The following is a 26,166-nucleotide window of genomic DNA, read 5'->3' as shown; positions in this document are numbered from 1 at the left end:
TTCGTGGCTCCAGTGGCAGCGACGTATCCTCGTGCGTTGGGAATACTACACCGCTAATTTCCTGGGCTTTGTACAACTCGCCTGTACCCTCATCCTGCTAAAGCAATTTTGAGATAGGTTCTAGTGCATTAGAACCTATCGACGGTCTTACCAAACTTTACAAGACTACGGCTCGAAATTCGCTGTTTCGAGAGTACTTTCAGAAGCTGGTTCTGCACCCGGCTGTGCCGGTCGGTTATATCGTCAAACTCGCAGAGGAACGCCTTCAGAGCCATGATATATCACTGGCGCAGTTGGCGCTTAGCGAGGGCCTGAGCCGCGGGCTGGACAGCGCCATTGTCCACCGACTGGTTGAACAGTATCCCGAGCTAAATGGGACTATTTGAGTAGCCGTTTTGGCAAAAATCAGTTGAAAAATCCATAAAATTCTCGACCCCAAACTGACAGGTTCAAATAGAAAGAGGTTGGTTGTCTGATGAAAGCGGCGTGGAAGCGGGGTGTCGTGGTGCTGTTGCCGCTCTCCGCATTCGCGGTCACGTCGTGGCGGCTGGCCTTTATTCAGGATGACGCATATATCTATTACCGATACGTTGCTAATGCCCTCTCCGGCCATGGCTTCGTGTACAATGTGGGGGAACGAATCGAGGGGTTCACCAGTCTCGCCTGGCTTGCCTATCTGTTGGCGTGGCACAATGTGGGTGTCGATTACATTCTTGCCTCTCGGATAACCGGCTTCGTCTTTGGAGCTGCACTGATTGTCCTGACATATTGGATCGGGCGGCGCCTTTCTGGTCGCGATAATGCTCAGTCAGCGTTTTTGGCAGTATGTCTGGTCGGGACGAATCTGGCACTTGCTTATTGGTCTTCGGCAGGGCTGGAGACGGCACTATTCGCATTCCTGTTCGATCTCTCGCTCCTGCTTTTCCTCCAGCGACAATATCTGATAATCGCGGTGCTGGCGGCTCTCGTATGGACACGGCCGGAAGCGCCATTCGTGATCGCGCTGCTGACATTGATAGAGCTTGTGATCGACCGACGTTTACCGCGCTTCATGCTTCGATGTGCCGCTGTAGTGTTCGTGCTTTCAATTCCCGGACTGATCTTCCACGTGGCGTACTACCATTCGATGTTTCCGAATCCGTTTTACGCAAAGGTGGCTTTTGATCTGGTACAGCTTACCAATGGGTTCGACGACGCCGTGCAGTTTTCCCGCCATTACGCATTCTTTGGAATCGGGTTGTTGATTCCAATCGTGTTGTGGCGACGGCTTTCGAATGACGTGCGGTCAATATGGCTGCTGACGGTCGGTTACTCGGCTTACGTTGTGTTGATTGGCGGTGATACACTCAAGATTCATCGGTTTTTCCTGCCGCTGCTCGCACCCTTGGCTGTACTGACGGTAATATCGTTGCGGATACTACTGCATAAAATGCGACCCGCGATTAGAAACGCAGTGATGCTCAGCCTCACCTTGCTGTTCTGCACAATCGGATATGTCCTGCCGTGGAAGGAGGTGCAGGCATCCTGTGAAAACGAACGGGCACTGACCTATAATATGAAACAACTATATGCCAGCATGGCGCGGTGTGATTCGACCCGGTTCTCCGTTGCGGCATCGACTATCGGCGCCTTTGGGTTTTCGGCCATCGACCATGTCATTATCGATATGCTGGGGCTTGCTGATTCGACCGTGGCCCACCATCCCGAGAATGCGGTCCCGGGACTTGCATCTACCTGGCGGGAACGGAAGTTCAACGCCGAATATGTCCTGTCGCGTGCACCGGACTATATCGTATTCTCTACCGGGATGAAGCCATCCGCTCCCGCCGAGAAAGCCTTGTTGCAGTATCCACAATTCCTTGAATCGTACCGGCCGATGTTCTATAGTTCACATCTGTATCCCGATACTGTGGCGGCGGTTCTCGATGTGTCCTTCAAGCATGTTCGCCCGGTTGTGGGACGTCCCGAAGCGACCTACCCGGTTGGATTTGTGGAGCAGTTGTTCGAAGGCGAAGTTCGTGTTTCGGCGGGTGACTACGGTGGCGCAATTGACGCATTCAATAGTGCGATCATCGCCTGTGGCGACCGAAAACCATACGTAGACTTGTTATATCGTAAAGCGATCTGTCAGGTGGCACTAGGGCAAGGGGGAGCCGCCTACCGTCTGTTGAATCAGATTCTGGAGTATGATTCTCTCGCGGTAGGTGCACACCGGGACCTATATCTTACTGAACTGCATTTCGGGAACGTTTGGAAGGCGGAGATTCACCGCCGCTTCATCCAGGCGTTGACGCCGTGCGAACTTCCGGCTCTGGATTCGATGGCGTTAGCCGCACAACGGGCTCACTGATGCGACCCGAAATACAACGCCCGGCGGTGAATGGCCGTCGGGCGCTGGAATGTTGACATCTGAGGCGGGGGTGGTTACACATCCACCTCATCCGGATTGGTGTGCGGGCGGGTGAGGGCGGCCGCCTTCTCGGCGATCTCCTCCGGTTTCCGCTCTTTGAGACGTCCCTTGTACCGCTTCAGTCCCTCTTTCACCTTATCAACCGCAATCGACATGGAGTTGTACATGTCCGGACTTTCGCCGGTGCCGGTGATCGTCTCCTTGTACACTTTCACCTTGAGTTCCGCCATGCGGCGATGCCGCTCGACATCGAGAATGAATTCGGCGGCAATGATGTTTTCAAAATATCGCGTGAGTCCGTCCATCTCCTCTTCGGCTTTCGCCCGAATCTCAGGAGTGAGATCAAAATGCCGTGCCGTTATTTTTGTCTGCATGGGTCAATCTCTCCTTTCACGCGTGATATAGACATATGTGCTTCGATTAACTTGCGCGAGCCCAGCCCGTACCCGACCAGCTCGGCCCCGCCTTTCTTCTTACAACTAAATAGAACGCACGGATTCCCAATCATGCCATATAAATTTGAGGCAGGTCGGACGTGCGATATAACTCCCTGTCCCCCATACTGTTAGAGAAGAGTCGCGAGGGGTGTTGTCGCCGGTCGCAGCGAAACGGTCGAATTTGGCGTCATGTCTACACCACGCGCTTGCGGAAACGGGCCGGCTTAATTTTCAACTCTTCGCGGTACTTGGTGACGGTGCGGCGGGCGAGCCGGGTTCCTTCCTGATTCAACTGCTTGAAAATATCCTGGTCAGAGAGTGGGTTTTCGGCATCCTCGGCCTTGATGATCTCTTCGATCCGCTGCTTGACGGCGCGTTTGGAGATGTCCTCGCCGCCATCGCTGGCGATACCGGAGTTGAAGAAGTATTTGATCTCATACACGCCGAGCGGCGTCTGCACATATTTGCCGTTGGAGACGCGGCTGATAGTGGCCACGTTCATATCCACTTTGCGCGCGATGTCCTCCATGATGAGTGGTCTCAGGAAGGCCGGGCCTTTGTCGAAGAATTCCCGCTGCTCATCGACAATCGCCTCCATCACGCGGATCATGGTCGAGCGGCGCTGGTTGATGGCGTTCAGAAGCCACCTTGCCTGCTCGAGTTTCTGCCTGATATAGTCCTTGGTGTCCTTGGCGGTCGTGTTTCCGCGTTTGATCAGCTCTTTGTAGCCGGCATTCACACGGAGGCGCGGCACGTTGCGGTCGTTGTGATATACGACGTACTCGTCGCCGAGTCGATCGATTATCAGGTCCGGCACCACCGGCTGGGCGGAGGGTTCGAAGCGTCCGTACGCCGGTGTGGGGGAGAGGCTCTTGATGACCTCCATCGCCTTCTGCGCTTTTTCGAACGGCACTCCCATCATCTTGGCGATCTGGAGGATCGATTTCTTTTCGAGGTCTTTCAGGTGTTCGTCGACAATGCGATAGGCCAGCGAGGAGTCCATGCCGCGGTCGCGCAATTGGATCAACAGTGACTCCCGCAAATCGCGCGCCCCCACGCCTATCGGGTCGAACCGCTGGATCAGTTTGAGGACATTCTCGATCCGCGAGGGCTCGACAGTCAATTCGACCGCCATCTCCGGCACGCTGATCGTCAAATACCCCTCGGGGCTGATATTACCGATGATGTACTCACCAATCAGGTGCTCTTCCTGAGAGAGCTTGAGAAACGACAACTGCTCGGTCAGATGGGTATAGAGACTATCCGGCTGGCTGTTTCCCCCCTCGAAATGCTCTTCATCCTCTTCCCGCTGCTCTTTGACCCGGTACCCTTCGTCGTCTTCGAACAGGTAATTGTCCCAGTCGATTTTTTCGTTGGCGGGTTCCTCGGTCTCTGGAGCTGCTATTTCGGACTCGGGTGCCTCCAGCGCGGTTTCCGGTTCGGCCTCGAGTTCCTCCACCTCTTCAAGAAGCGGATTGGTGGAGAGCTCCTGACGAAGGGTCTGTTCCAGTTGCAGGACCGGCATCTGCAGCATTTTCAGGGACTGAATAAGCTGCGGCGCCAGTGTCTGAATAAGTCGTACGCCCGGTCTCAGTTCCAGTTTCATAGTCTAACCCGTTGCCAATCAAGCAGTCTGCATTCGCGTGGTGTTGTTGTCCTGTTTTTATTAGTTATCGGTTGACCGACTGCCGGATTTACCGGCGCTTATCAGTTCGTTCATTTATTCTACACGCCTGGCGAAGGCGCTGTTATTTGCTCCGCATTCAATTGAGGCGAAACTTCTCGCCCAGGTAGATCTTCCGGGCTTCCGGGTCGTTGGCCAGAAATTCCGAGGTCCCGGCTTTGAGAATTTTGCCGTCGCACATGATATACGCACGATGACATATCGAAAGCGTCTCTCGCACGTTGTGGTCGGTAATCAGCACGCCCAAGCCCCGTTCCACGAGCCGGTTGATGATCTTCTGGATATCCTCGACCGCAATCGGGTCGATACCGGCGAACGGTTCGTCGAGCAGGATAAACTTCGGTTCGTTGACCAGGGCACGGGTGATCTCGACACGGCGTCGTTCCCCGCCGGAAAGAGTGTACGCCTTGTTTTTCCTAAGGTGGTTGATATCCAGTTCGTTTAAGAGCGACTCGAGACGCTGTTTTCGTTCCTTGCGCGACAAACCCCGAAACTGAAGAATGGCCCTGATGTTGTCTTCGACACTCAACTTGCGAAACACCGAGGCTTCCTGAGCCAGGTATCCGATACCGTGTTTCGCACGACGGTACATCGGCATCCGGCTGATGTCTCGCTCTCCCAGAAACACCGTGCCGCCATCGGGCCTGATGAAGCCGATAATCATATAGAAGGTGGTTGTTTTGCCGGCACCGTTAGGCCCCAGCAGACCCACCACCTCGCCCGGCTCTACTCGCACGGAAACATCGTTGACGACCGGCCGCTTGCGGTAGTATTTGTATAAGCCGTGAGATTCAAGAATCGCCATATGGTTAATATAGAATCTGTTGAGCGCGTTTCCAAAATCATTTTACACGTTCAGCACAGGATTTGCTATATTCGGGCGTTCTGTCGACCGGAGTTGTGCTGCTCGCTGGATTTGGTCGCCTAAGATATCGATAGCGCCGGTTGGAGAATGTGAGCTTCATCAACTGAGAGGATTCTGACATGAGATTCTTTATCGCTGCCATACTTTCCGGACTGTTGCTGGTGGCCGGATGTGCCAAGAAACCTGCCGAAGAAGCGGAGCGCCTGTATCAACTTGGCCTTGAGCAACTTGGTAAGCTCCAGTTCACCCGGGCCGATTCCACATTTGCGCTCGTTACGCGGACAGATTCGACTTCGGTGATGGGAGCGTTTGGTCACGCCCTGAACCTTGAGCGGCGCCTGGCGGTGTACGATGCCCTGCACAGCTACCTCATAATAGCCGAGCGCCGGCCCGATTTCGCGCCGGCGTTCGCAGGTGCAGCGCGGGTGTACGAAGTGCTGGGGGACCATCTGGAAGCATCGCATGTCGCTCGACGGTACGCGCTGTTGTCGCCAAACAACGTGGAGGCGCAATTCGTGCTGGCGCGAATAGCTCTTAGTGCCGGTCTCTATCAGACCGCGGATACGGCGATCCAGAACGCCGGCAAGGTCGGGCTCACCAAGCCGACTGCGGACCTTCTACAGGCCCGTCAGTACTTGCTGGAGAACCGGTTCCAGGCAGCCGAGGCGCTCGCGGCTACCGCTCTGGTCTCTACTGAAACTGACCCGCTCTTTCTTACGGCGGCAGCAGATTATCTTGAGCAACGAGGCTGGCCCGACTCGGCAATGGCGGTAAGTCGACGCTCGATAGGTGGTGCGCCTGAGGCGTTCGACCGGATGATGGATCATTTCCGGCGTGATCTGCGCGTTGGCTATCTGAGCGAGACGGCCAGGCTGATCGACAGTCTGAAACCAATCGACTCGAGCCGGGTTTTGACCACGGGCATGAGCATTTATCAGAATTGGGCGGCCGGCGACAACCGTCATGCGGACCTGGCCAGCGCCGAGTATATCCGGCTCATGCCGTTCCACCTGACGCCTCTTCTGTACGATGCGCGCACCCGGCAACTGATCGGGGACTCCTATTCGACGACGCAGAACCTCGATGATATCACCGTGTATCTCGCCAAGATTCAGCCGTGCGAGGAGTTCAAGGACTTCATGATGTACTATACATCAGTCTGGTTTGCCCAGCTTCCGGACCGCCTCCTGGCTATTGACAAGATGCGGCGCGTCAGCGGTTGGCGCGGCAATAAGCGGGAGTTCAAGGTCGGCCTCGCACAGTCGCAGTACGCATCAGGGATGGCGGATGAGTACAAGGCGCTTCGGGACTCAATCCTGCAGTTCCGCGGCAATGACCCCTCCTGGCTGACAGCTCTTGGCGTCGCCTGCGCCGACCGGCTGGTACATCTGTACGCCGATGCCGAGGCGGACTTCAAACAGGCGCTGGCGGTTGCCCCAGAGAACCGACCGGCGTTCGAGCAATTCGCCAAGATGTACACAGATCAGAAACAGTTCGATGTAGCCCTGAAGCGATTCGATGAGTACCCGTTCTTTGCGCGAACTTTCCCTGAGCTGGCCGTGACCAGGGCCTGGTGCCTGGTCGGGGTGAAGCAGGTCGATGCGGGAGTGAAGCTGTTTGCGGAGAGCATTCCGTACGTGAAAGGGAATCTCGCAGCTTTCGACCGCATGGAGGATGCCCTGACCAGACTTGACGCGACCACGCAAGCGCGGGGTGTGATTGACCTTATGAACCGGCTCAATCCCGACAACCCGGATGCCGAGGCGCGAACCGCCGAATATGAATTGGATCACGGTAACTATCAGGCAGCGCTCGAGTGGGCTGACAAGGCGGTCGCCAAGAGCCCGGATATTATCAAAGCATCGGCGATCCAGGCGGCCGCGCTGTACGGAGTCGGCAGGAGAGAGGATGCCTTCAAGTTGTTCGACGAGATCCTGGCCAGGGATGACGGTGATGTGGAGACCAATCTCCGGTTCTCGCGTATCCTGGCAGAAGAGAAAGTGGACACAAAGCGCGCCGGCAACATGGCCCGGCAAGCCGTATTCTACGACCGCAGCTCGCTCCGGACGCAGATGAACCTGTGTGACGTGTATATCAAAAGCGGACGCTACGACTTGGCCCGTGGGGAAGCGTTGAAAGCGATCGGCAACTATCCGGATGAGCCGCTGCCGCAGTACTTCCTCGGCATGGCCATGTACCACGAGAAGAATGCCGGTGCGCGCAAGCAGCTTGAAAAGGCGATCGCCATGGGGCTGTACGGAACGTCCCTGGAAAGCGCGCGCGAGACACTGACCAAACTGTAGGCGCATCGGAGTTCAAACTGAGTTCAATATCGGCGAGTCGATTTGATTGCGTTCTGGTCACCGGCGGCGCCGGGTATATCGGCTCGGTGCTCGTGGCGCTGCTGTTGCGAAGCGGCTACCGCGTGCGCGTGCTGGATTGTCTGCGCTATGGCGGGACCTCGCTCCTGGCGCACGCGACGAACGAACGATTCGAGTTGATCGTCGGTGATATACGCAGTCCCGCCGACCTCGATGGCGCGCTCAAAGATATCGAGGCGGTGGTGCACCTGGCCGCTATCGTCGGGGACCCGGCCTGCAGAAGGGAACCGGAATTGGCGCGCGCTATCAACGACGACGCCGGCAGGAGATTGTGCGAAAGAGCGGTGGCGGCGGGGGTACGACGGTTTGTATTTGCGTCGACCTGCTCCAATTACGGCCGAATGGCCGACCCTTCGCAATATGTCGATGAGCGCTCACCCTTGAAACCGATCTCGCTCTACGCGGAGTTGAAAGTGGCATTCGAGCGGTATCTTATGGCGCAGAAGCGCGACCGGTTCGTGCCGGTGTGCCTGCGATTCGCCACCGCCTATGGCCTGTCGCCGCGACCTCGGTTCGATCTGACCGTCAACGAATTCACCTGCACCCTGGCACTGGGGCATAGGCTCGAAGTGTACGGCGAACAGTTTTGGCGGCCGTATTGTCATACGTCCGACCTGGCGTGCGCCTGTCTTACGGCGTTGGAAGCGGATGACAAACTCGTGGCGCATCAGGCGTTCAACGTGGGGGACACCGGCGAAAACTACCAGAAGATCACGCTCGCGCGGCTGATCGCCGATGAGCTTGGCAACGACGCCCGCAGCCGCATCGTCAGCGTGCGTTGCGACGAAGATCCGCGCGACTATCGCGTGAGTTTTGACAAGATCAAGAAGGCCCTCGGTTTTGTGCCCAAGCAGCGCGTAGTCGACGGCATTCGTGAGATAGCGGCCGCCATACGCACGGGCATGATCAAGGATCCGGACAACCGGTTGTATCGGAACGATTGATATGGAAGCGATCATACTGGCAGGCGGAAAAGGGACGCGGCTGCAGCCGTACACGAGCGATATCCCCAAGCCGCTGGTGCCGATCGGCGACACACCGGTTATTGAGATCCTGCTGCGCCACCTGAAGAAGGCCGGCGTGACCCGCGTGCATGTTGCGGTCAATCACCTTGCGCATTTGGTCATAGCGGTCCTTGGTGACGGGAGTTCCCTGGGGCTGGAGATCCGGTATGCGATCGAAGATACGCCGCTGTCCACGGCCGGTCCTCTCACGCGAATAGCCGATTTACCGGAGCAGTTCATCGTTGCCAATGGCGACATTTTGACCGACCTGGACATCGCTGAATTGTTCCAATTCCACGCGGCCAGGCGACCATTGGCAACGATAGCCAGCCACGTTCGGTCCGAAAAGGTCGACTTCGGCGTGCTCCAGACCGACCCGTCCGGTCGCCTGACCGGTTTCCAGGAGAAACCATCTCTCCAGTTCGCGGTCTCGATGGGCATCTACGTGTTCTCACGGGAGATACTCAGATATATCCCAAAAGATCGACCGTACGGTTTCGACGAGCTTATGATCGATCTGATTGCGCGAGGTCTGCCGGTCATGACATTCCCCTTCAGCGGGTACTGGCTGGATATCGGTCGACCTGCCGACTACGAACGGGCTCTGAGAGATGTGGACACCATCCGTGCCTTTTCCAAAGGTTCAATCTGATAGGCGTTAGCCAGTCCCTCACAGTCAAGATATAGACTTCTCAGCCGATAATCCTACAAAAGAGCGGGCTCCCCGTGTCCCCGAGAACGGGGATAGGATACGCTTGACTGAATTACGATTGCGGTAGTTCGGAAACGACAATACATAGCTGACGAAAGTGGAACTCCGGGCCGTGAGTCCGATCCTCCAGGTCGCCGTTTATCTGCTGGCCATGGCGTTAACCGCCGCGTCCGGTTACATCCTGATCCGAAGAAGTCACGCTTTTGGCTGGCGGTCGCTTCGGTGGCTCCCGATTGCCGGTCTTCTGGTCGCCAGTCTCTTACAAGCAGCCGCATTGTATAGCTTTGTCACTCACAATGATATCCAGGCGGTGGTAGCGATGCTGTTGGCCTTGCTTGCCGTTGCGGCAGCAACTTTGGGCAGCCTGATTCTGCCCGCCAATCCTGCCAACCGACCATCGGCCACCTCATTAACCAGGAATAGCGGAAGCGATCGCGCCGCCTCGCGGCAATCTGCGTTGCTATCGGCGATACCGCAGGCGGTCATCGCAGTCGACAAGATCGGCGTCGTGACGTTTTGGAACGAGGGTGCTGAGGAAATGTATGGCTGGACATCTGAAGAGGCGGTCGGCCGATACGTGTCCGATCTGCTGTTTGCCGGGCAGGATGAAGGGCTTCAGACAGAGATTCGTGAGACTCTCGCGCACGGGGGAACATTCCAGAAGGAGTTCACTGTCAGCGATCGAAACGGTCGGCTTGTCCCGATCGAGTTGACCATATCGCCGTTGCTGGATGCGCAGGGTCGACTCACCGGCTCGGTTGGTATTTCGCGCGACGTGACCGAGCGGCTCAAACGTCGCCAGGAATTGCTCGACAGCCGGGAGCGATGTCAGGCGCTGGCTTCGGCCGCATTTGAAGCGATCGTGCTGGTCGAAGATGGCCGCGTGGTGGAAGCCAACGAGCAGGCATGCCGGATGTTCGGATACACGCTGGACGAGGCCCGGGGGAGACATTTTGCCGATTTCGTGGCGCCGGAAGATCGTGAGATTGCGATGTCCCGCTATCAGAATCCTGACGGCACCCCTCACGAATACCGGTGTCTGCGCAAGGACGGGTCTGTCATCGAGGTGGAAGTTCGGCTTCGGGCCCTGCAGTACCGGGGCCGCCTCACCGGAATCATCGCCGCACAGGATATCTCCTATCGCCGCCAGGCAGAGCGCCAGATCGAGGAAAGCGAACGCTGTCTGCGGGCGGTGCTTGAATATATGCCGGTCATGATGGCGGCTATGTCCGCTGAACAACGAGTGCTGGTCTGGAACAAGGAGTGCGAACGAGTCACCGGTTATACGAGCGCCGAAATGACTGCCGACCCCGCCCCGCAAGAGCGGTTGTTCCCCGACCCGGCTTATCGGCAAGAGGTACGGGAGCTGTGGAAGAAAGACCGCGGCAACTACCGCGACCGGGAAGTGCATATCACGTGCAAGGACGGATCGGTTCGGACTATCTTGTGGTCAAATGTCTCTGCCTGGGTCCCTATCCCGGGCTGGTATTCGTGGGCGATCGGCGCCGACGTGACCGAACTGCGACGGGCGGAGCGGGCGTTACGGTTGAGTCTGGAGCGGTATCGGCTGGTAATCAGCACAGCCGGAAGCATCATTATGGGACTGGACAGTGAGCTTCGCGTGGTCGAATGGAACCAGGCAGCCGAGCGACTGACTGGGCGTCTGCGGAGTGAGGCCATTGGGACTGAATTCGTCACAGCCTTCGTACCGGAAACGTGCCAGGATGATGTCCGCACGGCATTCACGCATGCTCTGCGCGGCAAACCGGTTGGCAGTCTAGAACATCGACTGTGGACAGGTGATGGTGCACTGCGATTGGTGAGCTGGAACCTGTCGTCCTTGCCCGACACAGCAGGGATGCCCCCTCAGATAATCTGCATGGGGCGCGACGTGACCGCCGAACGGAGCCAGGATGAGGCCGTTCGTGAAAGTGAGTCGAGGTTCCGCACGATGGCCGATTCGGCCCCGGCTCTGATCTGGGTGACCGACAGCGCGGGTGAGGCGGTGTTCTTCAACACTACATGGCTGGAGTTCCGTGGCCGACGTTCCGAACAAGAGTTGGGCCGGCAATGGCTCGAAGGGATTCACGAAGAAGACCGAGAACTGCTCAAGACCAGACTCTCGGCCGATCCGGGTCGTCCGCTCTCGGTGGAGGCAGAGGTTCGTTTGCGCCGTTACGACGGGGAGTACCGTCGGCTGCTCCTCAGGGCGGCGCCACGAATAGAAGCGAGCGGCGAATGTATCGGCTATGTTGCGACCGGCATCGATATCACCGATATGCGAAAAATCCGGGCGGATCTGGAATCATCCCTGTCGCTCCTTCAGGCCACCCTGGAATCGACCGCCACCGGTATTTTGGTGGTTGACCGCAGTGGCCGGGTGGTTATCTGCAACCAGCGTTTCCAGAAGATGTGGCGGATATCGGACACGCTATTGGCTACACGCGATGATCATCAACTGCTGGATTTCGTCCTCAGTCAGCTTTCCGAGCCGGAACAGTTCCTGGCCAAGGTTCGCGAACTGTACGATTCTCCGACTACGGAGAGCTTTGACGTACTCCGCTTCAAAGATGGTCGTGTATTCGAACGCTCATCGAAACCGCAGTCGATCGCGGGTGTGAGCGTTGGCCGAGTTTGGAGTTTTCACGATGTCACCGAGCGACACCGCGCGGAAGAACGTCTCCTGCGTATCAACGAGACCCTGCTGCATCTCGAATCAAGCCCTTCGGCCAATATCAGTGCCATTACGGCGCTGTGCGGAGAGCTTCTGCACGCCGATTGCGCCTTGTACAACCGTCTGGTCGGCAATATGCTCTACTCGGTCGGCCAATGGCACACGCCCCCGGATTATAATCCGGTGGACCAGCCGGACGGCCACATCTGCTATGATGTTATCCGATCCGGGTCGACGGAGCCACTTCTCATTCGCGACCTGTCGGCCACAGTCTATCAGCAAAGCGATCCCAACGTGGCCAAATATGGTCTCAAGACCTATTCAGGTTATCCGGTTCGGTGTGGCGAACAGGTGGTAGGTTCGCTGTGCGTCGTGTATACGCAGAGCGCGGATCTGACCAACGCCGACACGACTATTCTGGGGATCCTTGCCGCTGCAATCGGCGCCGAGGAAGAGCGGCTCAGAACCACGGAGGCCCTGGTGCAGAGCGAAGCCAAGTTTCGCCAGTTGTTCCAGCGGGCGCCGATAGCGTATCAATCGCTCGATGAGTCGGGCCACATCCTGGAAGTTAACGAAACCTGGCTCACCACACTGGGATACTCCAGAGAGGATGTCCTGGGACGCTGGTTTGGCGATTTTCTCACCCCGGCGTGCGCGGAGAAGTTTCGCCATACCTTCGATCAGTTCAAGTCAGCGGGCGTCGTAGTCGGGGTCGAATTCGAGATGGTGTGCAAGCATGGCAATACCCGGCTGGTATCGTTCAACGGCAAGGTCGGGTACAATGACCTCGGTCAATTACTCCAGACGCATTGCGTGTTCATCGATATCACGGAGCAGCGTCAGGCGCAGCAGGCGCTGGCAGCCTCTGAAGAACGATACCGAAGCCTGGTGGAGCTTTCGCCCCTTGGTGTAGCCGTCATTGTCGACGGCGGAATTCTGTTTGCCAACAGGGCGCTGGCGTGCATGCTGGGCGCGCCGGATGCGACCGGTCTGGTCGGCCGCCGGTTCGCCGATCTGGTGCACCCGGATTGTCGCGCTGAAGTGTCCGAACATATTCGCGCCGCTGTCGACGGCGAGGCCGAACTGCCGCCTCACGAGCACCGGCTGCTGCGGTTCGATGGCACGGTGGTTGAAATCGAAAGTCGTGCGGCGCGGAATTCGCTCAATGGCAGGCCGGTGGCACAGGTGATCGTAGCGGATATCACCGAGAGGAAGCGGATCGACCGGGAGAAGTCGGCCCTGGAAGAGCAGTTGCGGCGAGCGCAGCGACTCGAGACGATCGGCACACTGGCGGCGGGGATCGCCCATGATTTCAACAACATGCTCGTGCCGGTCATCGGGTATACCGAAATGACCCTCGAGGACCTCGTGGCAGGTAGCGCACCGGCCGAACGTCTCCACGAAGTGCTCAAGGCGAGCTACCGGGCGCGCGACCTGGTGGCGCAGATATTGGCGTTCAGCCGACAGCAGGTCGGAGAGCGGCAGGTTGTCCAACTGGAGAACATTATCGTGGAAACACTCGCAAGGCTGCGTTCGGTCCTTCCTACTCGCGTGGTTGTGACCTTCGAGCATGGCGAGCTGGCTCCATCGGTGCTGGCCGATGCCGGGCAGTTACAGCAAGTGCTCCTCAATCTCGCCTTCAACTCAGCCGATGCCATGGAGGCGGACGGAAGTTTCACACTCGCACTCTCCGGACCATCCGCCGACAAAGGCCGCTGCCAGTCGTGTCACCGGAGTCTGCCGGGTCCGCACCTGCATCTGAGCGTCCGGGATACCGGCCGAGGCATGGACCGTCAAACGCTCAAACGGATATTCGACCCGTTCTTCACGACCAAAGCAGGCGGCGAAGCGTCGGGTCTGGGATTGGCCGTGAGTCACGGCATCATCACACAGCATGGCGGGCACATTTGTGCGGAGAGCGAACCGGGCAAGGGGAGCGAATTCCATATCTATCTCCCGGCGTGCAGTCCCCGTGCGGCGGCATGGTCCGAAAAAGACGGATCCGGTTCCGTCAGCGTGCTTCTGATCGATGGTGAGGCATCGGAAGCGGAAGCGGCATCCTGGACACTCGAGCGGGCCGGTTGCCGGGTCACGGTGTGCGTCGATACCTCTGAGGCTGCGGAGCGCTTGCGGGACAGGGCTCGGTCTTTCCAACTGCTGCTGGTCCACTACCGGATGATTGTTGATAACGCCGAGACCATTCTTGACGATCTCCATCGTCTGCGGCCCGATATTCCTGTCGTTGTGGCAGCCGAGAATCCGCAGATGTTGTTTGATGGCACCACATTGCTTCTGCCGTGCAGCGCTGTTGTACGAACACCGCTTCTGGCCCACGAAATTGAACGAACCATCCGCAGTCTGCTCTCTTCGCCGTCCCCCGTTTCGTAGCGCCGTCGTGCGACGGAGATCGGGTCTGTCGTCACACCGGATCGCACGATCCAACTCATTACTCACACGTCAGTTGACGCGCCCCACGGACGGATGCACGCACGGCGCATTGCATTGAATGAATACTAATCGGTAGTCGTTTCCGTGCGGCGCGTGTGCGACATCGCATATACCGGACGACTTTGTCCTTGACACCATTGTCCACGAACGTTACCTTTTGAGCAAGAGAGAATCATGATCGGGCAGTTCTCAGCCTGAAAGCAGCACAGGCACGCTCGATAGTCCGGGCAAACGGGGCCAGGCGGATGCTGGCACAAGTGACGATTGTGGGTATCCTTCAGTCATCCTCTTGAACCTGACGCTCAGCCCGCCGGCCCGGCATACCCTTTTTGTGAATGTGAGCAGACGTGACGGTGAAGTACCAGCACATGGTACAGGTAATGTCCCACTACACACAACCCCTAAACGCGTAAGGAGGTGACTGCTGTGATTTATTTGATCGACCCGGTCAAGGCCCAGTTGGAGGTTTGCACCAGGTTCTGCAAGGGAGTAGCGTTTCCGCTTTATGGCGTGCCGATCTGATCGGCGCTGCGAAACGGTAAACCGTTAAAGGAGGTAACATGATCTACTTGATCGACCCCGAACTGGCAGCGAAACCCCCTTGCACGGCGTTCTGCACGACGTTCTGCAGGATCAAGCCGCTGTACGGTGTTCCGGGCGAGCCGGCCTGATCAAGACCGAAGGCGGGGGGGGAGCAGTCCCTCCCCGTTCAAAACGCATGGTATAGAGGTGTGTGATGACGCGGCTTTCGCCCTACAATCATTTCTTTCCATACCGGGAAGACTATTACCTGGCTTTCAACGCCTACACGGGCGCCGTGGCCATGATGACGGCAGAAAACTACGCCACCTATCAGCTTCTGGTCGACAAGCTGGCCGCCAATGGGGCCGCATCGTTCACAGCTCAGGAGTCGGAGCTGCTCGAGCAGCTTCGCCATGGCCGATTCGTGTATGATGACGTTGACGATCAGTTTGCCTGGCTGAAATTCCGATATCGGCGGGCCCGGCAGGAGACTTCGTCGCTCGGACTCGTCATCGCGCCGACCATGGCCTGCAACATGGCCTGCCAGTACTGTTTCGAAGGCAACAAATCCGGTCGGATGTCGTCCCGCGTGGTGGAATCGCTGATCGGCTTCATCGAACGGCAGGCGCCCAAACTCAAGGACCTCCAGATCTCATGGTACGGCGGCGAGCCGCTTCTGGCCCTTGATATCATCGATGACATCACCCAATCGGTGTTCGACCTTGCCCGCGAGCACAAGTTCGCATACGCAGCTTCGATGATCTCCAACGGCTACCTGTTGTCGCCGGAGACGGTGGATCGTCTCGTGTCACTTCGCGTGTCTCAGGTGCAGGTGACACTGGACGGTCCCTCGGAAATTCACGACCGAAAACGCCCCCTCAAAAACGGCAAGGTGAGCTTTGAGACTATTATCCGCAACCTCCAGTACGCGGTCGAGAAGATGACAATTTCCGTGCGTGTGAATATCGATCAGAGTTTCACGCCGGAGATGATCCGGGGGATGACCGATGAACTCACCGCCGCCGGTTTGAGGGACAGGGTGGGCGTCTATTTCGGTATGATTGAGCCGGCGACCGCCGCCTGCGCCAATATCTCGGAGCACTGCTTCGAGACACGGAGCTACTCGCAGACCGAGTTGACATTGTCGCACGAGCTGTTGAACCAGGGATTCCGGATCGAGAAGCTCCCTGGACCGATCATGAATTTCTGTTTCGCACAGTTGACCAATTCGTTTCTGATCGACCCGGACGGCGACATGTATCGCTGTTTCAATTACGCGGGAGACAAATCGAAGTCGATGGGGAACATCGCGCGCGATATCGACTACCGGCACGCGGAGTTCCTGCGATTGTTTAGTTTTGATCCGTTTGAAGAGAAATCCTGTCGAGATTGTTCTATTCTGCCAGTGTGCATGGGAGGATGTCCCGCACGCAGGTCAGACCGGGCATTGCCTGCGGAGGAATATTGCGATAGTTGGAAATTCAACCTTGCCCCGATGCTGGAAGTGATCGCGCGTTCGCGGCAGCAGCAGATGGCACGACAGGGGACCCCGACCCCAGCAACCAAGGAGTCCGTATGAGCGATTTTCATTTCTTCCCACACACCGTGGTTTGGGAGATCACCTTCGCCTGCAACATGCGCTGTATCCATTGCGGCACATCGGCCGGCAAGCGGCGCCCCGACGAGCTGTCCACGCAGGAGGCACTGAATCTCATCGACGAATTGACCGGGCTGGGGTGTGAGTCGATCACGCTGTCCGGAGGTGAGCCGCTCATGCGTGACGATTGGCGGCAGCTGGCGGCACGAGTGAAGGACAAGGGGGCGCGCCTGTACATGGTGACCAACGGTTACGCCCTCACACCGGAGATCGCCCGCAATCTGGCGGCGCTTCAGTTCAATCATGTCGGGGTGAGTCTCGACGGCACCGAGCCGGTGCATAATTACATTCGCCAGCGTGACGACAGCTTTGCCCGTGCCACCGACGCCATGAGGTATATGCGCGAGGCCGGCGTGCGTTTCTGCGCTCTGACCCAGGTGTCCAATATCAACCTGGAGGAACTGGACCCGCTGCATGCCATACTGGTGGATCTCGGCTGCAAGGTGTGGCGCATTCAGATGTGTACTTCGACCGGCCGGATGAAAAGCCACAAAGACCTGGTGTTGTCTCTCGATAATTATCCCAAACTGATCGATAAATGTCTTGAGCTCAAGAAGGCTACGGATATCACCGTCGACGTAGGCGAGAATATCGGTTACTACGGGTGCAAGGGGAACGCCTTACTTGACGACACGCCGTATGCCGGATGTTACGCCGGTGTGCGAATTGCCGGTATCGAGTCCAATGGTGATGTCAAAGGCTGCCTGTCCATGCCGGAGGAGTTCGTGGAAGGGAATATCCGCAAAAAGTCCTTCACGGAGATATGGAACAACCCGAACGGCTTCGCTTATAACCGCAAGTTCACGCGCGAGACCGCATCGGGGGCATGCCACGATTGCCGCTACCTGCCGCTGTGCCGAGGTGGTTGCGCCACGACTTCGGTGTCGGCCACCGGCTGCCGCGCCGACAATCCGTACTGCATCTACCGGATGGAGCAGGCTGCAGGAATATCCGCGCCGGAGCCGAATCTCGTTACGGAGATGCTGGAGCGCTATTTCCCGAATGAGATAAAGGGTAAAGCGGCCGTGTGATGGATGCCGGTGATGTGACCAGCGGCACCCCGCAACCATACGAAAAGAGAGCGTGACCGGCACTATGGCCGCAACTCCATCGATTCTGCTGCTGCATCCGTCGACTTTCTATACGCCGTCGGAAGGGCCTCCCATCGAGATCAAAACCCCGTTGCTGCTTCTGGCGTCGTATCTGGCCGAGCGGTTTGAGGTCACCTATGAGGATTTCGAGGTCAGCGTCGGCCGACCCTGCTCCCCGGCTCAGATCCGGCGCTACGAACGACATGTGCGCGAATATTTCGAGCGCCACCCCTTCGATATTCTGGCGATATCCTGTTGGACCAGTCTTTCGTTCACGGCCACGATGGCCTGTGCGCGGATCTTTCGCGAACTATATCCGGACAGATTGATCGTTGTGGGAGGCTACCATCCCTCCGCACGACCGAAGGACTTCCTGACGCCGGATAACCTGATAGACTACGTGGTGGTCGGCGAGGGGGAGATCGCTCTTGGGGAACTCGCCGAACGGTATTCGTTAACCGGGTGTCCCGATCACACTTCGGTTGTTGCGGGAAGATCGCTGGCGCCTGACGAACTGGTGGGACACGACTGGGACACGATCGATCATTTTGTGAACAGGCATTTTTCAACTGGGCTTTCCAATCTGTATCTATTTCTGTCTCGAGGCTGTCCGTTCCGGTGTTCGTTCTGCATGGAATCCCTCAAGGAAGGGGGCTGGCGGGCCTATTCGCCGGAGCACGCGATGCGCGAGATCGTCGTCGGGGCGGAGCGACACAAACCGCATGCGATTGCGTTTGCCGATGCCTGTTTCGGTATGCGACCCGGCTGGCGGAAGGAGTTTCTGCGTCTTTTGGCTGAGTACGCGCCGCCGTTCTGGATCGTATTTGAGACGCGCGCGGAGTATCTGGATGATGACGATATAGAACTCCTCGCCCGGTTACCCAGGCTGGAGATTCAGTTCGGCCTCGAGAGCGCCTCCCCCCAAATGCTCGGCCTTATGCATAAGACAAAGCGGCCGGAAAAGTATCTCGAACGATTCCGGCATGTCAGCGACCTTCTGAACCAACATGGCATTCTGCATCGCGCCAACATGATCTTCAATCACCCGGGCGAGACCCGTGCCACGCTGGAAGAGACCTTTGCGTTCATTGATGAGCGGCTGGCCATTGACCGTTCGTATCTCATGTGGGCGTACTACGGTTTTCTGGACTTCCCCGGCTGCGAGATAGATCGCAACCGCACCTTTTTTGAAACAACCTTCGGCAGCCGTTTTCTGAGTTCAGAGTGGTGGCGTGCTGATAGTGACCAGACGGCAGCGTCGCAGGCATCAGTTCCTTCGAGCGATCTGGACGGCGCCAATGTGGACCTGTGGGAGCGGATGGCCGCGTTGCGAAAACGGCGGATGCAGGAGTGTCTGGCGCCCCGTGCCTTCGCCTTTGCCGCCCTCAAATACAGCCCGGAGTGGCAGGATGATCCTCGATACGCGGAAGCTAAGAAGACTCTGGTCGTATCTTAGGCCGTACTGGCGCTACGAAGCGCTCATGTTCGTGATCATGGTCGTGTTGACCGGGCTCAGCCTGGCTCTGCCCGGCGCGATACAATACATGATCGACTCGCTGATCCCCGGCCTGGTGGCATCCGCAGGGGAGGCGGTTGACTACACACCCGTATTTTTGTTCGGCTCATTCCTGTTCGGTATTTATCTCCTCGATGTTCTGTTCGCGTGGTTGCGGGATTATCTGGGGGCGTATATCGGGGTGGCGATCATCAGGGATATTCGGCTGGAACTGTTCGGCCACGTGCAGCGGCTGTCGCTTCAGTTCCACAGCCGGCATCAGACCGGCGAGATCATGTCGCGTCTGTTGTCCGATGTCGGCCGTCTTCAGGACCTGCTCACCGTCACGCTTCTCATGTTTCTGACCAACCTGCTGATGCTGGTCGGCATTATGGCCTATTTGCTGCATACGAACTGGTTCCTCACACTGGTCGCGGTCGTACCCGTTCCACTCACCATATACGCCACCCATCGGTTCGGTCTGCGCCTGAACCGCCTCGTGACGACCATGCAACAGACAATTGCGGAACTATCGGCTCGGCTGCAGGAGGCGATGCTGGGCGTAAAGACCATTAAGGCATTTGGCCGGGAACGCCATGAAGAGAGTCGCGTGGAAGCTATCCAGAACCGGATAAACCCTTTGATCGTCAACGTGAGCAAGACGACGTCGCTCGGTGTGAATCTCGTACAGTTCATCAATATGGTCGGACCCATTGTGGTTTTGGCATGGGGAGTCTATCTGGTGGCGACCGGCGGCATGAAACTGGGAGAGCTGATCGCGTTCTACATTCTGCTCACCTATCTCTACGCGCCCGTCCGGGGGCTGGCCGAGACACATATCCAGGTGCAGTCGGCGATGGCTTCGGCCGATCGGGTATTTGAGTACCTCGATATCCCAGCCGATATCGTTGAATCGCCAACGCCGGTTCATCTGGAGAAGCCGCGCGGGGAGATCCGCTTCGATTCGGTCGCGTTTTCTTACGGCGACCAGGGATTCGGGCTGGATGGTCTGTCGTTGGTCGTGCGACCGCGGGAGAAAATAGCTTTGGTGGGTCCCTCCGGTTCGGGAAAGACGACCATCATCAACCTGCTCATGCGCTTTTTTGACCCGCAGCACGGAAGCGTCTGCCTCGACGGCATAGATGTACGCAATCTCTCCTTTGTCTCGCTCCGCAGGCATATTGCGCTGGTGGAACAGGACCCGTTCCTGTTCCGGATGAGCATCTATGACAATATTGCCTATGGCTTTCCCGAAGCCATCGAGGCCGATGTCATCGCCGCTGCCAAAGCCGCCAATATCCACGAGTTCATCATGGAGCTCCCGCAGGGGTATCGGACTGAAGTTGGCGAGCGCGGGGTAACCGTCTCCGGAGGGGAACGGCAGCGGCTCTGTCTGGCGCGGGCCATTCTCAAGAATCCGACCGTGCTCATCCTTGACGAGGCCACCTCGGCCCTCGACTCCAATTCCGAGCAGTTGATCCAGGAGTCGCTTTCGCACGTGCTGGCGGACAAGACCGCCATCATCATCGCCCACCGGCTTGCAACGATTCAGCACGTCGATCGCATCATCGCCCTTGACGATGGCCGGATCGTCGACCAGGGGACGCATGATGAGCTCACCGGTCGCTGCCTGCTGTACCGGGAACTGGCGCGGAAGCAAATGCTCCTTTGACCGAGCCCAGCAGGGAGTGTCTGCCGGTTTGGTCTCACGCTCAGTGCGGTCTGGATAGTCCTTCGGGCCGCCCCCCACCAGAAAAGTTTCGGCGAGACGAGATTTTTTTCTTGAGCCCAGACTGGCCGCCGGTTACATTGTCGCGACTTCTGCGTACAAGTACTCGGTGGTGGTCGTTGTTTCCGCCCGATCATTTGGTAGCGTGAGAAGCGAGGAGTTAAAAAGACCGAGAGTGTATTTCGGCACTACGATGACACAATCAAGTTCGTCCGATTCGGCGCCCGCCGAGGCGCCCATGAAACTGGTTCGCCGAGGGAGCAGTGTCTCCGCCATTCGGCGCACCTCCGCACGTTCCACCACATACCCCGACTTGTCTCCGTGTCCGGCCTTCCGTGCTGCGTCATTGGGCCGGTCGCCAGATTCCGGTGAAAGTACCCATGCCATCTAATTTCCATAATACCGAGATGCCAGGAAGTTCGGGCGATACTCACCCTCCAAGTAGTCGCTCCCCATATCCGTTGCAAGAGGGGCAGGTAGCTCGAAGCGACCTGCCGGCGGAAAGGGATGGGGTACGCCGCCCTTTCGTCAACCCGGGGGAGGAGTTATGAGACCGGTCATCGAGCGAGTGATCGCCCCGCCGCAGGTCACCCCACCGGACCTTCGAGGGATTCCCGTCGGCTATCTCAACGGCGAGGACTGCATTGTCAACATGGCCGGCGACTACCGGTACATGAAACTGGGTTATTACGGCTCACAGGACCTCGAAACGACCGGCCACACCGTCCATCCCACCTGTCAAGAGATTATGGATGCCTACGTGATGCCGCTCTTTTTGGAGAAAGCCAAAGCGGCCGGGCTGCCGGTCCCGAATTTCTATATTTCCAACGGTTACTTCGAACCTCCGGTGCTGGTGGATACTGTCAATCCGTTCATGTCGCGCCACAGCCTTGTCTACAAAGCGACCGCACAGGAGCGGATCGCCAAGTCGCTGACGCGCAATTTCACCTATGCCGTCTGCTGCCAGGAATTTCCTCACCGCGCCAAACTCAGTTATTTCCGCGCGATCCTGGGGTTCAGCCCGGTGCCGCGATTTCGGGCACTCGCCTCGGCAGTCTGGAATCTTTATCGTATCCCGGTGTCGCGTGTGCGCGTTATTATCACGCACGAGAGCGAGATCTTGCTCAGCGGCATTCAGCCACTGCCGTTCTCCCGTTTGTCCGAGCGCGAGCTTGCCTACATCAGAAAAGCAGTCACATGGCGAACATAGGCGTATTCATCGAGCGGTACACCATGACCCGCTCCGAAGAGATGGGCGCGGTGCTGCGGCTCGGCCAGGCGGCCCAGAAGATGGGACATCGACTGGACGTCCTCTTTCGGGCGGACATGTACAAGATTCCCTCGTACGATGCCCTGTTTATTCGGGCGTTGACCGACCCGCTGAACTCATCCTATGTGGCGGCGCGGCTCGCCGAAAGCAATGGGCTGAGAGTGATTGATGATCCCAACTCAATCGTGGTATGCTGCGACAAGATCAACATGTATCGCCACCTGCAAGCGGCGCGCGTGCCGATGCCGGAGACATTGTTCCTGGCCGAAAGCGACCTGACTCTCCAGAACGGCTCGCGCCTGCTCGATACCCTCGGCACGCCGCTGGTGCTCAAAGCGCCCAACTCAAGCTTCTCTATGTATGTGGACCGGGTCGCCACGCCGGAGGATTTTGTCCGCGTGGGGAAACGCTTCCTCAGACGGGCCGACCGCATCGTGGTACAGCGGTTTGTCAGTTCCGAATTCGACTGGCGGGTCGGCGTGCTCGGCGGCGAAGTGCTCTATGTCTGCCAGTACCTGATTCCCAAACGGCGCTGGAAAGTGCTCACTTACACCGAAGGCGGACGAGTCATCTGGGGACGAGTGAGGACATTCGATACCGCCAAAGTGAACCCGCGCTTGATGGAAGTAGCGGTGCAGGCCGCCGCGGCGATTGGCAACGGGCTCTATGGTGTCGATATCAAGCAGGTCGAGGACGACTTTGTGGTGATCGAGGTGAACGACAACCCGACCATCAATGCCGGCGAGGAAGACCACGGCACGCCGCAGGTGTACGACCGGCTTATCCGCTATCTGGTCGGCGAGTGGGGATGACCCCCGGTTCCGAGCCAACTATCCGACCGGCCACACTGGCTGACCTTCCCCGAATCGAACAACTTGAGGCCGACTGTTTCGGTGAGGACCGCTTCACCCGCGCGCAACTCCGTTATCTTCTGACCAAAGCGAACTGCACACCGCTCGCGCTTGATCTTGAGGGGAGACTGGTGGGTTCTGCATTCATGCTCTGGCGAAAGGGGTCCAGAGTCGGAAGGCTCTTTTCAATCGCCATTGATGGGCGTATTCGTGGCAAGGGGCTTGGGGCATTCTTGCTGACCGCCTGCGAGCAAGCTGCCATCAAGCGTGGCTGCAGGACCATTTCGCTCGAAGTCCGTGCCGACAACAAGGCGGCGATCGGATTGTACAAGCGGTTCGGTTACCAAATCACTGGGGATTTGCCGGGCTATTACGCCGATGGCGCTAACGGGCTGGCGATGAGGAAAAGTCTCGCGCCCTTCAAATAAACGAAAGGCAGGAGCACTACACTCCTGCCCTGAATTCTCACTTCTATTTTATCAGCAGCATCTTCCGGGTTTCGGAAAAGCTCCCAACATCCAACGTAAAGAAATAAACTCCCGAAGCCCAACCACTGGCTTCGACTGTCACGGTCTTTTCTCCGGCTGCGTCGTCACCTGTGAAACTCGTGACTTCCTGCCCGGCGACATTGTAGATTTTCAGTGTCCACGCCGAGGCCACCGGCAGACTGAAACTGATAGTCGTGCTCGGGTTGAAGGGGTTCGGGTAGTTCTGATGCAGTTCAAATCGGGTCGGCAATTCCGCACTCTTCAGTGTCACCGGGGCGCCGTCGATTGTCGCCAGTTCAAGTGAAACAATGTTGGCATCACGGACATTGAGAAAATCCCCAGTGAAACCGGCCGTTCTGCTCACACCCTCGAACGGCGGGTAGATGATCACGCGCGTGTTGACACCGTCAAATTCGGACTTCATAGTCATGCCGTGCGACAGCAGGTCATTGTCCGAGATGGCGACATTCCCCTCGAGCACCACAAACGCCCCGCCCATCTCGCCATCGACCGAGATCACCCCGTTGTTGACCGCATAGTTCACCGCCACCGGATTGATCTTCGGGTATGGGTTGGCATCGCCGACAATCACGCGGACCAGGTACACCAGATCTGCCACCGACAAGCTGATGCCGTCGGCGTTGACATCGGAGGCGGCGATCTGACCATTCACGTTGATCGTGAACGCGCCCAAACCCTTGACGAAGTAATTGGTGAGATTGACCGCGTCGGCGATCTCGTACGCCAGGCCGTTCAGGTTGATATCACCGCGGATATCGATCGAGTCGGCGCAGACGATATCGATTCCACCATTGATGAAGTCGATTGCGGTGATCGGGGTCGGCTTGCCGGGACCACCGCCAGTGAAACAGGCATCCTGCGCGCCAAGGTAGGTGGGAAACCCGACGCTTGAATTCGCAATATTTATGAGGGGGCTCTCGGCCTCAGCCACGGTGCAGCTCATGTACGCTTCATCGCCTGCCGCATTCGACAGCACGTTGTCGGTGCAGGTGAGCCAATAGAACCGGATCGGCACCGATTGACATTCCAGTGTCCGATCATTGCTCACCAGGAAATTGAGATTGAATAACGTAGCCGGCAGAGTGGCCGGAAGCGTGCAGAGCGGGTGATTGGCGCCGTTGTTGCTCTCGGCTATGCCAAACACATGAACCAAACCGCTCGGACAGCCACCGCCGCAGTTGCCGTCGGCGCCGAATCGGTACGTGAAATACTCCCACCTGCAGCCGCTCGGACCAAACGCGGCACCGAGACTGGCATTCTGGAATGACAGGACAGAGTTATCATAGGCGATCAAGATATCAAAGCCGCCGAGACCTTCAGTCGCATCACCTTTCGTTAGAGTGACTGGGACTGACCAGTACCCTCCCTGCGGCACATTGTGCTCCTTGGAAATCTGAAGCCCAAACGGGCAGCCGCTGACCGCTTCGATCTCCAATTGACAAGTGTCGGACAGATTGCCGTCGGTAACGGCAACCGCTACGGTGTACACTGCATCCAGAATCTGCGGAGTGGCCGTTATAATACCTGAAGTAGGATTTATCGAAATTGTGCCGCTAAACGAAGGTGTTACACTCGCAATTGAGTACGTCAACGGGTCATTACAGGCATCGGTCGCATTTACATCAATAGTCTCCGTTTGACCAAGCGAAATCAACGTACTCGTGCCACATACCGGCGATAGCAGCACGGGCGCCTCGTTCGTCACATTGATGTTGATCGTGCAGGGCTGGCCACAGCCGAACGGGTCACACGCTTCAACGACGATCGTTCTCGACGCACCGACATCTGCCAAGGTCGCATTTGTCCACGTCCAAACGCCGGTGTTGGCGTTTATTGTCCCCGGACCTGAAACCAGTTGAAACGTAATCGGGTCCCCTTCGGCGTCTATAGCGTCGAAATCATATGTAAATGTCGAACAGTGACTGCCTAATAAGGACGTCACGCAATTCGTGATCTGAACAGGAATCGGCGGTGCTGTGTAAACCGTGTAACAGTATGGCCCACCCCACGTCGGGTACACATTCAGCCCCCCCGTGCCTACCCATTTCCAAGTCCCGCCCGGACGGAACCAGGCGGAGTCGACACAAACATGCAGACCACTCTCGGCGTCGTCGAAGCTGCCGATTCTGAGGCCATACGGCACGCCATTAAACCCTGTAGGAAGTCCAATTGCTGAAAGCTTGGCACCGATAATGCCAACCGTGTCATAGCCACCAGTTCCGGGAAACACGTTCATGGCGAACCCGAGGTCCCAATTGGAGCGCGGAATTGCACCCGTCAGTGTGTCACCCACTACTGGTCCAGACCACGTAGCGCCATCGGGAGAGTAGATCTCGTATCCATTTGAGATATTGAGATTCGCCCCAGCCCCGTTGGTGTAGCGCAGTTTGAATGTGATCGGAGTGCCCGTCCGAACCGTGTCCACTA

The 26,166-nt window shown here is 57.6% G+C and carries 17 protein-coding genes; 12 read left to right on the top strand and 5 right to left on the bottom strand.

Annotation, left to right across the window (positions count from 1 at the left end; all coding sequences use genetic code 11):
- Positions 1-475: 475 nt before the first annotated feature.
- Positions 476-2,350, top strand: a complete 1,875-nt coding sequence (locus tag AB1644_06140) for a hypothetical protein (protein MEW6050627.1) — start codon at positions 476-478, stop codon at positions 2,348-2,350.
- Between the two features lie 74 nt (positions 2,351-2,424).
- Here the strand turns inward: AB1644_06140 and raiA are convergent, their stop codons facing one another.
- The 3 genes from raiA to lptB all read right to left on the bottom strand — a co-directional run bounded on the left by raiA (position 2,425) and on the right by lptB (position 5,336).
- On the bottom strand, positions 2,425-2,784 hold the full coding sequence (gene raiA, locus AB1644_06135; protein ID MEW6050626.1) for a ribosome-associated translation inhibitor RaiA: 360 nt from the start codon (positions 2,782-2,784) through the stop codon (positions 2,425-2,427).
- Positions 2,785-3,040: 256 nt separating this feature from the next.
- Complete coding sequence (gene rpoN, locus AB1644_06130; GenBank protein MEW6050625.1) at positions 3,041-4,453, bottom strand: RNA polymerase factor sigma-54; 1,413 nt, start codon at positions 4,451-4,453, stop codon at positions 3,041-3,043.
- A 157-nt stretch (positions 4,454-4,610) separates the two neighbouring features.
- The gene (lptB, locus tag AB1644_06125) at positions 4,611-5,336 is read right to left on the bottom strand and encodes an LPS export ABC transporter ATP-binding protein (protein ID MEW6050624.1); all 726 of its coding nucleotides are present in this window, start codon (positions 5,334-5,336) and stop codon (positions 4,611-4,613) included.
- 179 nt (positions 5,337-5,515) lie between these two features.
- On the opposite strand from lptB, the gene AB1644_06120 reads away from it, so the two are divergent.
- The 8 genes from AB1644_06120 to AB1644_06085 all read left to right on the top strand — a co-directional run bounded on the left by AB1644_06120 (position 5,516) and on the right by AB1644_06085 (position 21,052).
- Entirely contained in the window at positions 5,516-7,699 is a 2,184-nt protein-coding gene (locus AB1644_06120) for a tetratricopeptide repeat protein (protein MEW6050623.1), read from the top strand.
- A gap of 17 nt (positions 7,700-7,716) precedes the next feature.
- Positions 7,717-8,721: an NAD-dependent epimerase/dehydratase family protein gene (locus tag AB1644_06115; GenBank protein ID MEW6050622.1), complete on the top strand. Its 1,005-nt coding sequence runs from the start codon at positions 7,717-7,719 to the stop codon at positions 8,719-8,721.
- A gap of 1 nt (position 8,722) precedes the next feature.
- Positions 8,723-9,433, top strand: coding sequence for a nucleotidyltransferase family protein (locus AB1644_06110; protein ID MEW6050621.1), 711 nt, complete (start codon positions 8,723-8,725; stop codon positions 9,431-9,433).
- Between the two features lie 172 nt (positions 9,434-9,605).
- Positions 9,606-14,555, top strand: coding sequence for a PAS domain S-box protein (locus AB1644_06105; GenBank protein ID MEW6050620.1), 4,950 nt, complete (start codon positions 9,606-9,608; stop codon positions 14,553-14,555).
- A 796-nt stretch (positions 14,556-15,351) separates the two neighbouring features.
- Entirely contained in the window at positions 15,352-16,716 is a 1,365-nt protein-coding gene (locus AB1644_06100) for a radical SAM protein (protein ID MEW6050619.1), read from the top strand.
- On the top strand, positions 16,713-17,825 hold the full coding sequence (locus AB1644_06095) for a radical SAM protein (protein ID MEW6050618.1): 1,113 nt from the start codon (positions 16,713-16,715) through the stop codon (positions 17,823-17,825). The genes AB1644_06100 and AB1644_06095 overlap by 4 nt, the downstream gene beginning before the upstream one ends.
- Positions 17,826-17,877: 52 nt before the next feature.
- A complete protein-coding gene (locus AB1644_06090) occupies positions 17,878-19,341 on the top strand; it encodes a radical SAM protein (protein MEW6050617.1) in 1,464 nt (487 codons plus the stop codon).
- On the top strand, positions 19,295-21,052 hold the full coding sequence (locus AB1644_06085) for an ABC transporter ATP-binding protein (protein MEW6050616.1): 1,758 nt from the start codon (positions 19,295-19,297) through the stop codon (positions 21,050-21,052). Before AB1644_06090 ends, AB1644_06085 begins: the two co-directional genes overlap by 47 nt.
- A 132-nt stretch (positions 21,053-21,184) precedes the next feature.
- Here the strand turns inward: AB1644_06085 and AB1644_06080 are convergent, their stop codons facing one another.
- Positions 21,185-21,496: a hypothetical protein gene (locus AB1644_06080; GenBank protein MEW6050615.1), complete on the bottom strand. Its 312-nt coding sequence runs from the start codon at positions 21,494-21,496 to the stop codon at positions 21,185-21,187.
- 160 nt (positions 21,497-21,656) lie between these two features.
- On the opposite strand from AB1644_06080, the gene AB1644_06075 reads away from it, so the two are divergent.
- From AB1644_06075 to AB1644_06065, 3 genes are read left to right on the top strand one after another with little or no spacing between them, the layout of a single operon-like run.
- Positions 21,657-22,319: a RimK-like ATPgrasp N-terminal domain-containing protein gene (locus AB1644_06075; GenBank protein ID MEW6050614.1), complete on the top strand. Its 663-nt coding sequence runs from the start codon at positions 21,657-21,659 to the stop codon at positions 22,317-22,319.
- Complete coding sequence (locus AB1644_06070) at positions 22,307-23,191, top strand: RimK family alpha-L-glutamate ligase (GenBank protein MEW6050613.1); 885 nt, start codon at positions 22,307-22,309, stop codon at positions 23,189-23,191. Before AB1644_06075 ends, AB1644_06070 begins: the two co-directional genes overlap by 13 nt.
- Positions 23,188-23,658 carry an N-acetyltransferase gene (locus AB1644_06065; GenBank protein MEW6050612.1) on the top strand — a complete coding sequence of 157 codons (471 nt, stop codon included), beginning with the start codon at positions 23,188-23,190 and terminating at the stop codon, positions 23,656-23,658. The genes AB1644_06070 and AB1644_06065 overlap by 4 nt, the downstream gene beginning before the upstream one ends.
- 43 nt (positions 23,659-23,701) lie before the next feature.
- Here AB1644_06065 and AB1644_06060 read toward each other — a convergent pair whose 3' ends face one another.
- Complete coding sequence (locus AB1644_06060; protein MEW6050611.1) at positions 23,702-26,164, bottom strand: T9SS type A sorting domain-containing protein; 2,463 nt, start codon at positions 26,162-26,164, stop codon at positions 23,702-23,704.
- Between the last annotated feature and the right edge of the window lie 2 nt (positions 26,165-26,166).

Source organism: Candidatus Zixiibacteriota bacterium (genome assembly GCA_040753875.1).
GTDB lineage: Bacteria > Zixibacteria > MSB-5A5 > GN15 > FEB-12 > DATKJY01.
This window is presented reverse-complemented; position numbering and strand designations above follow the sequence as displayed.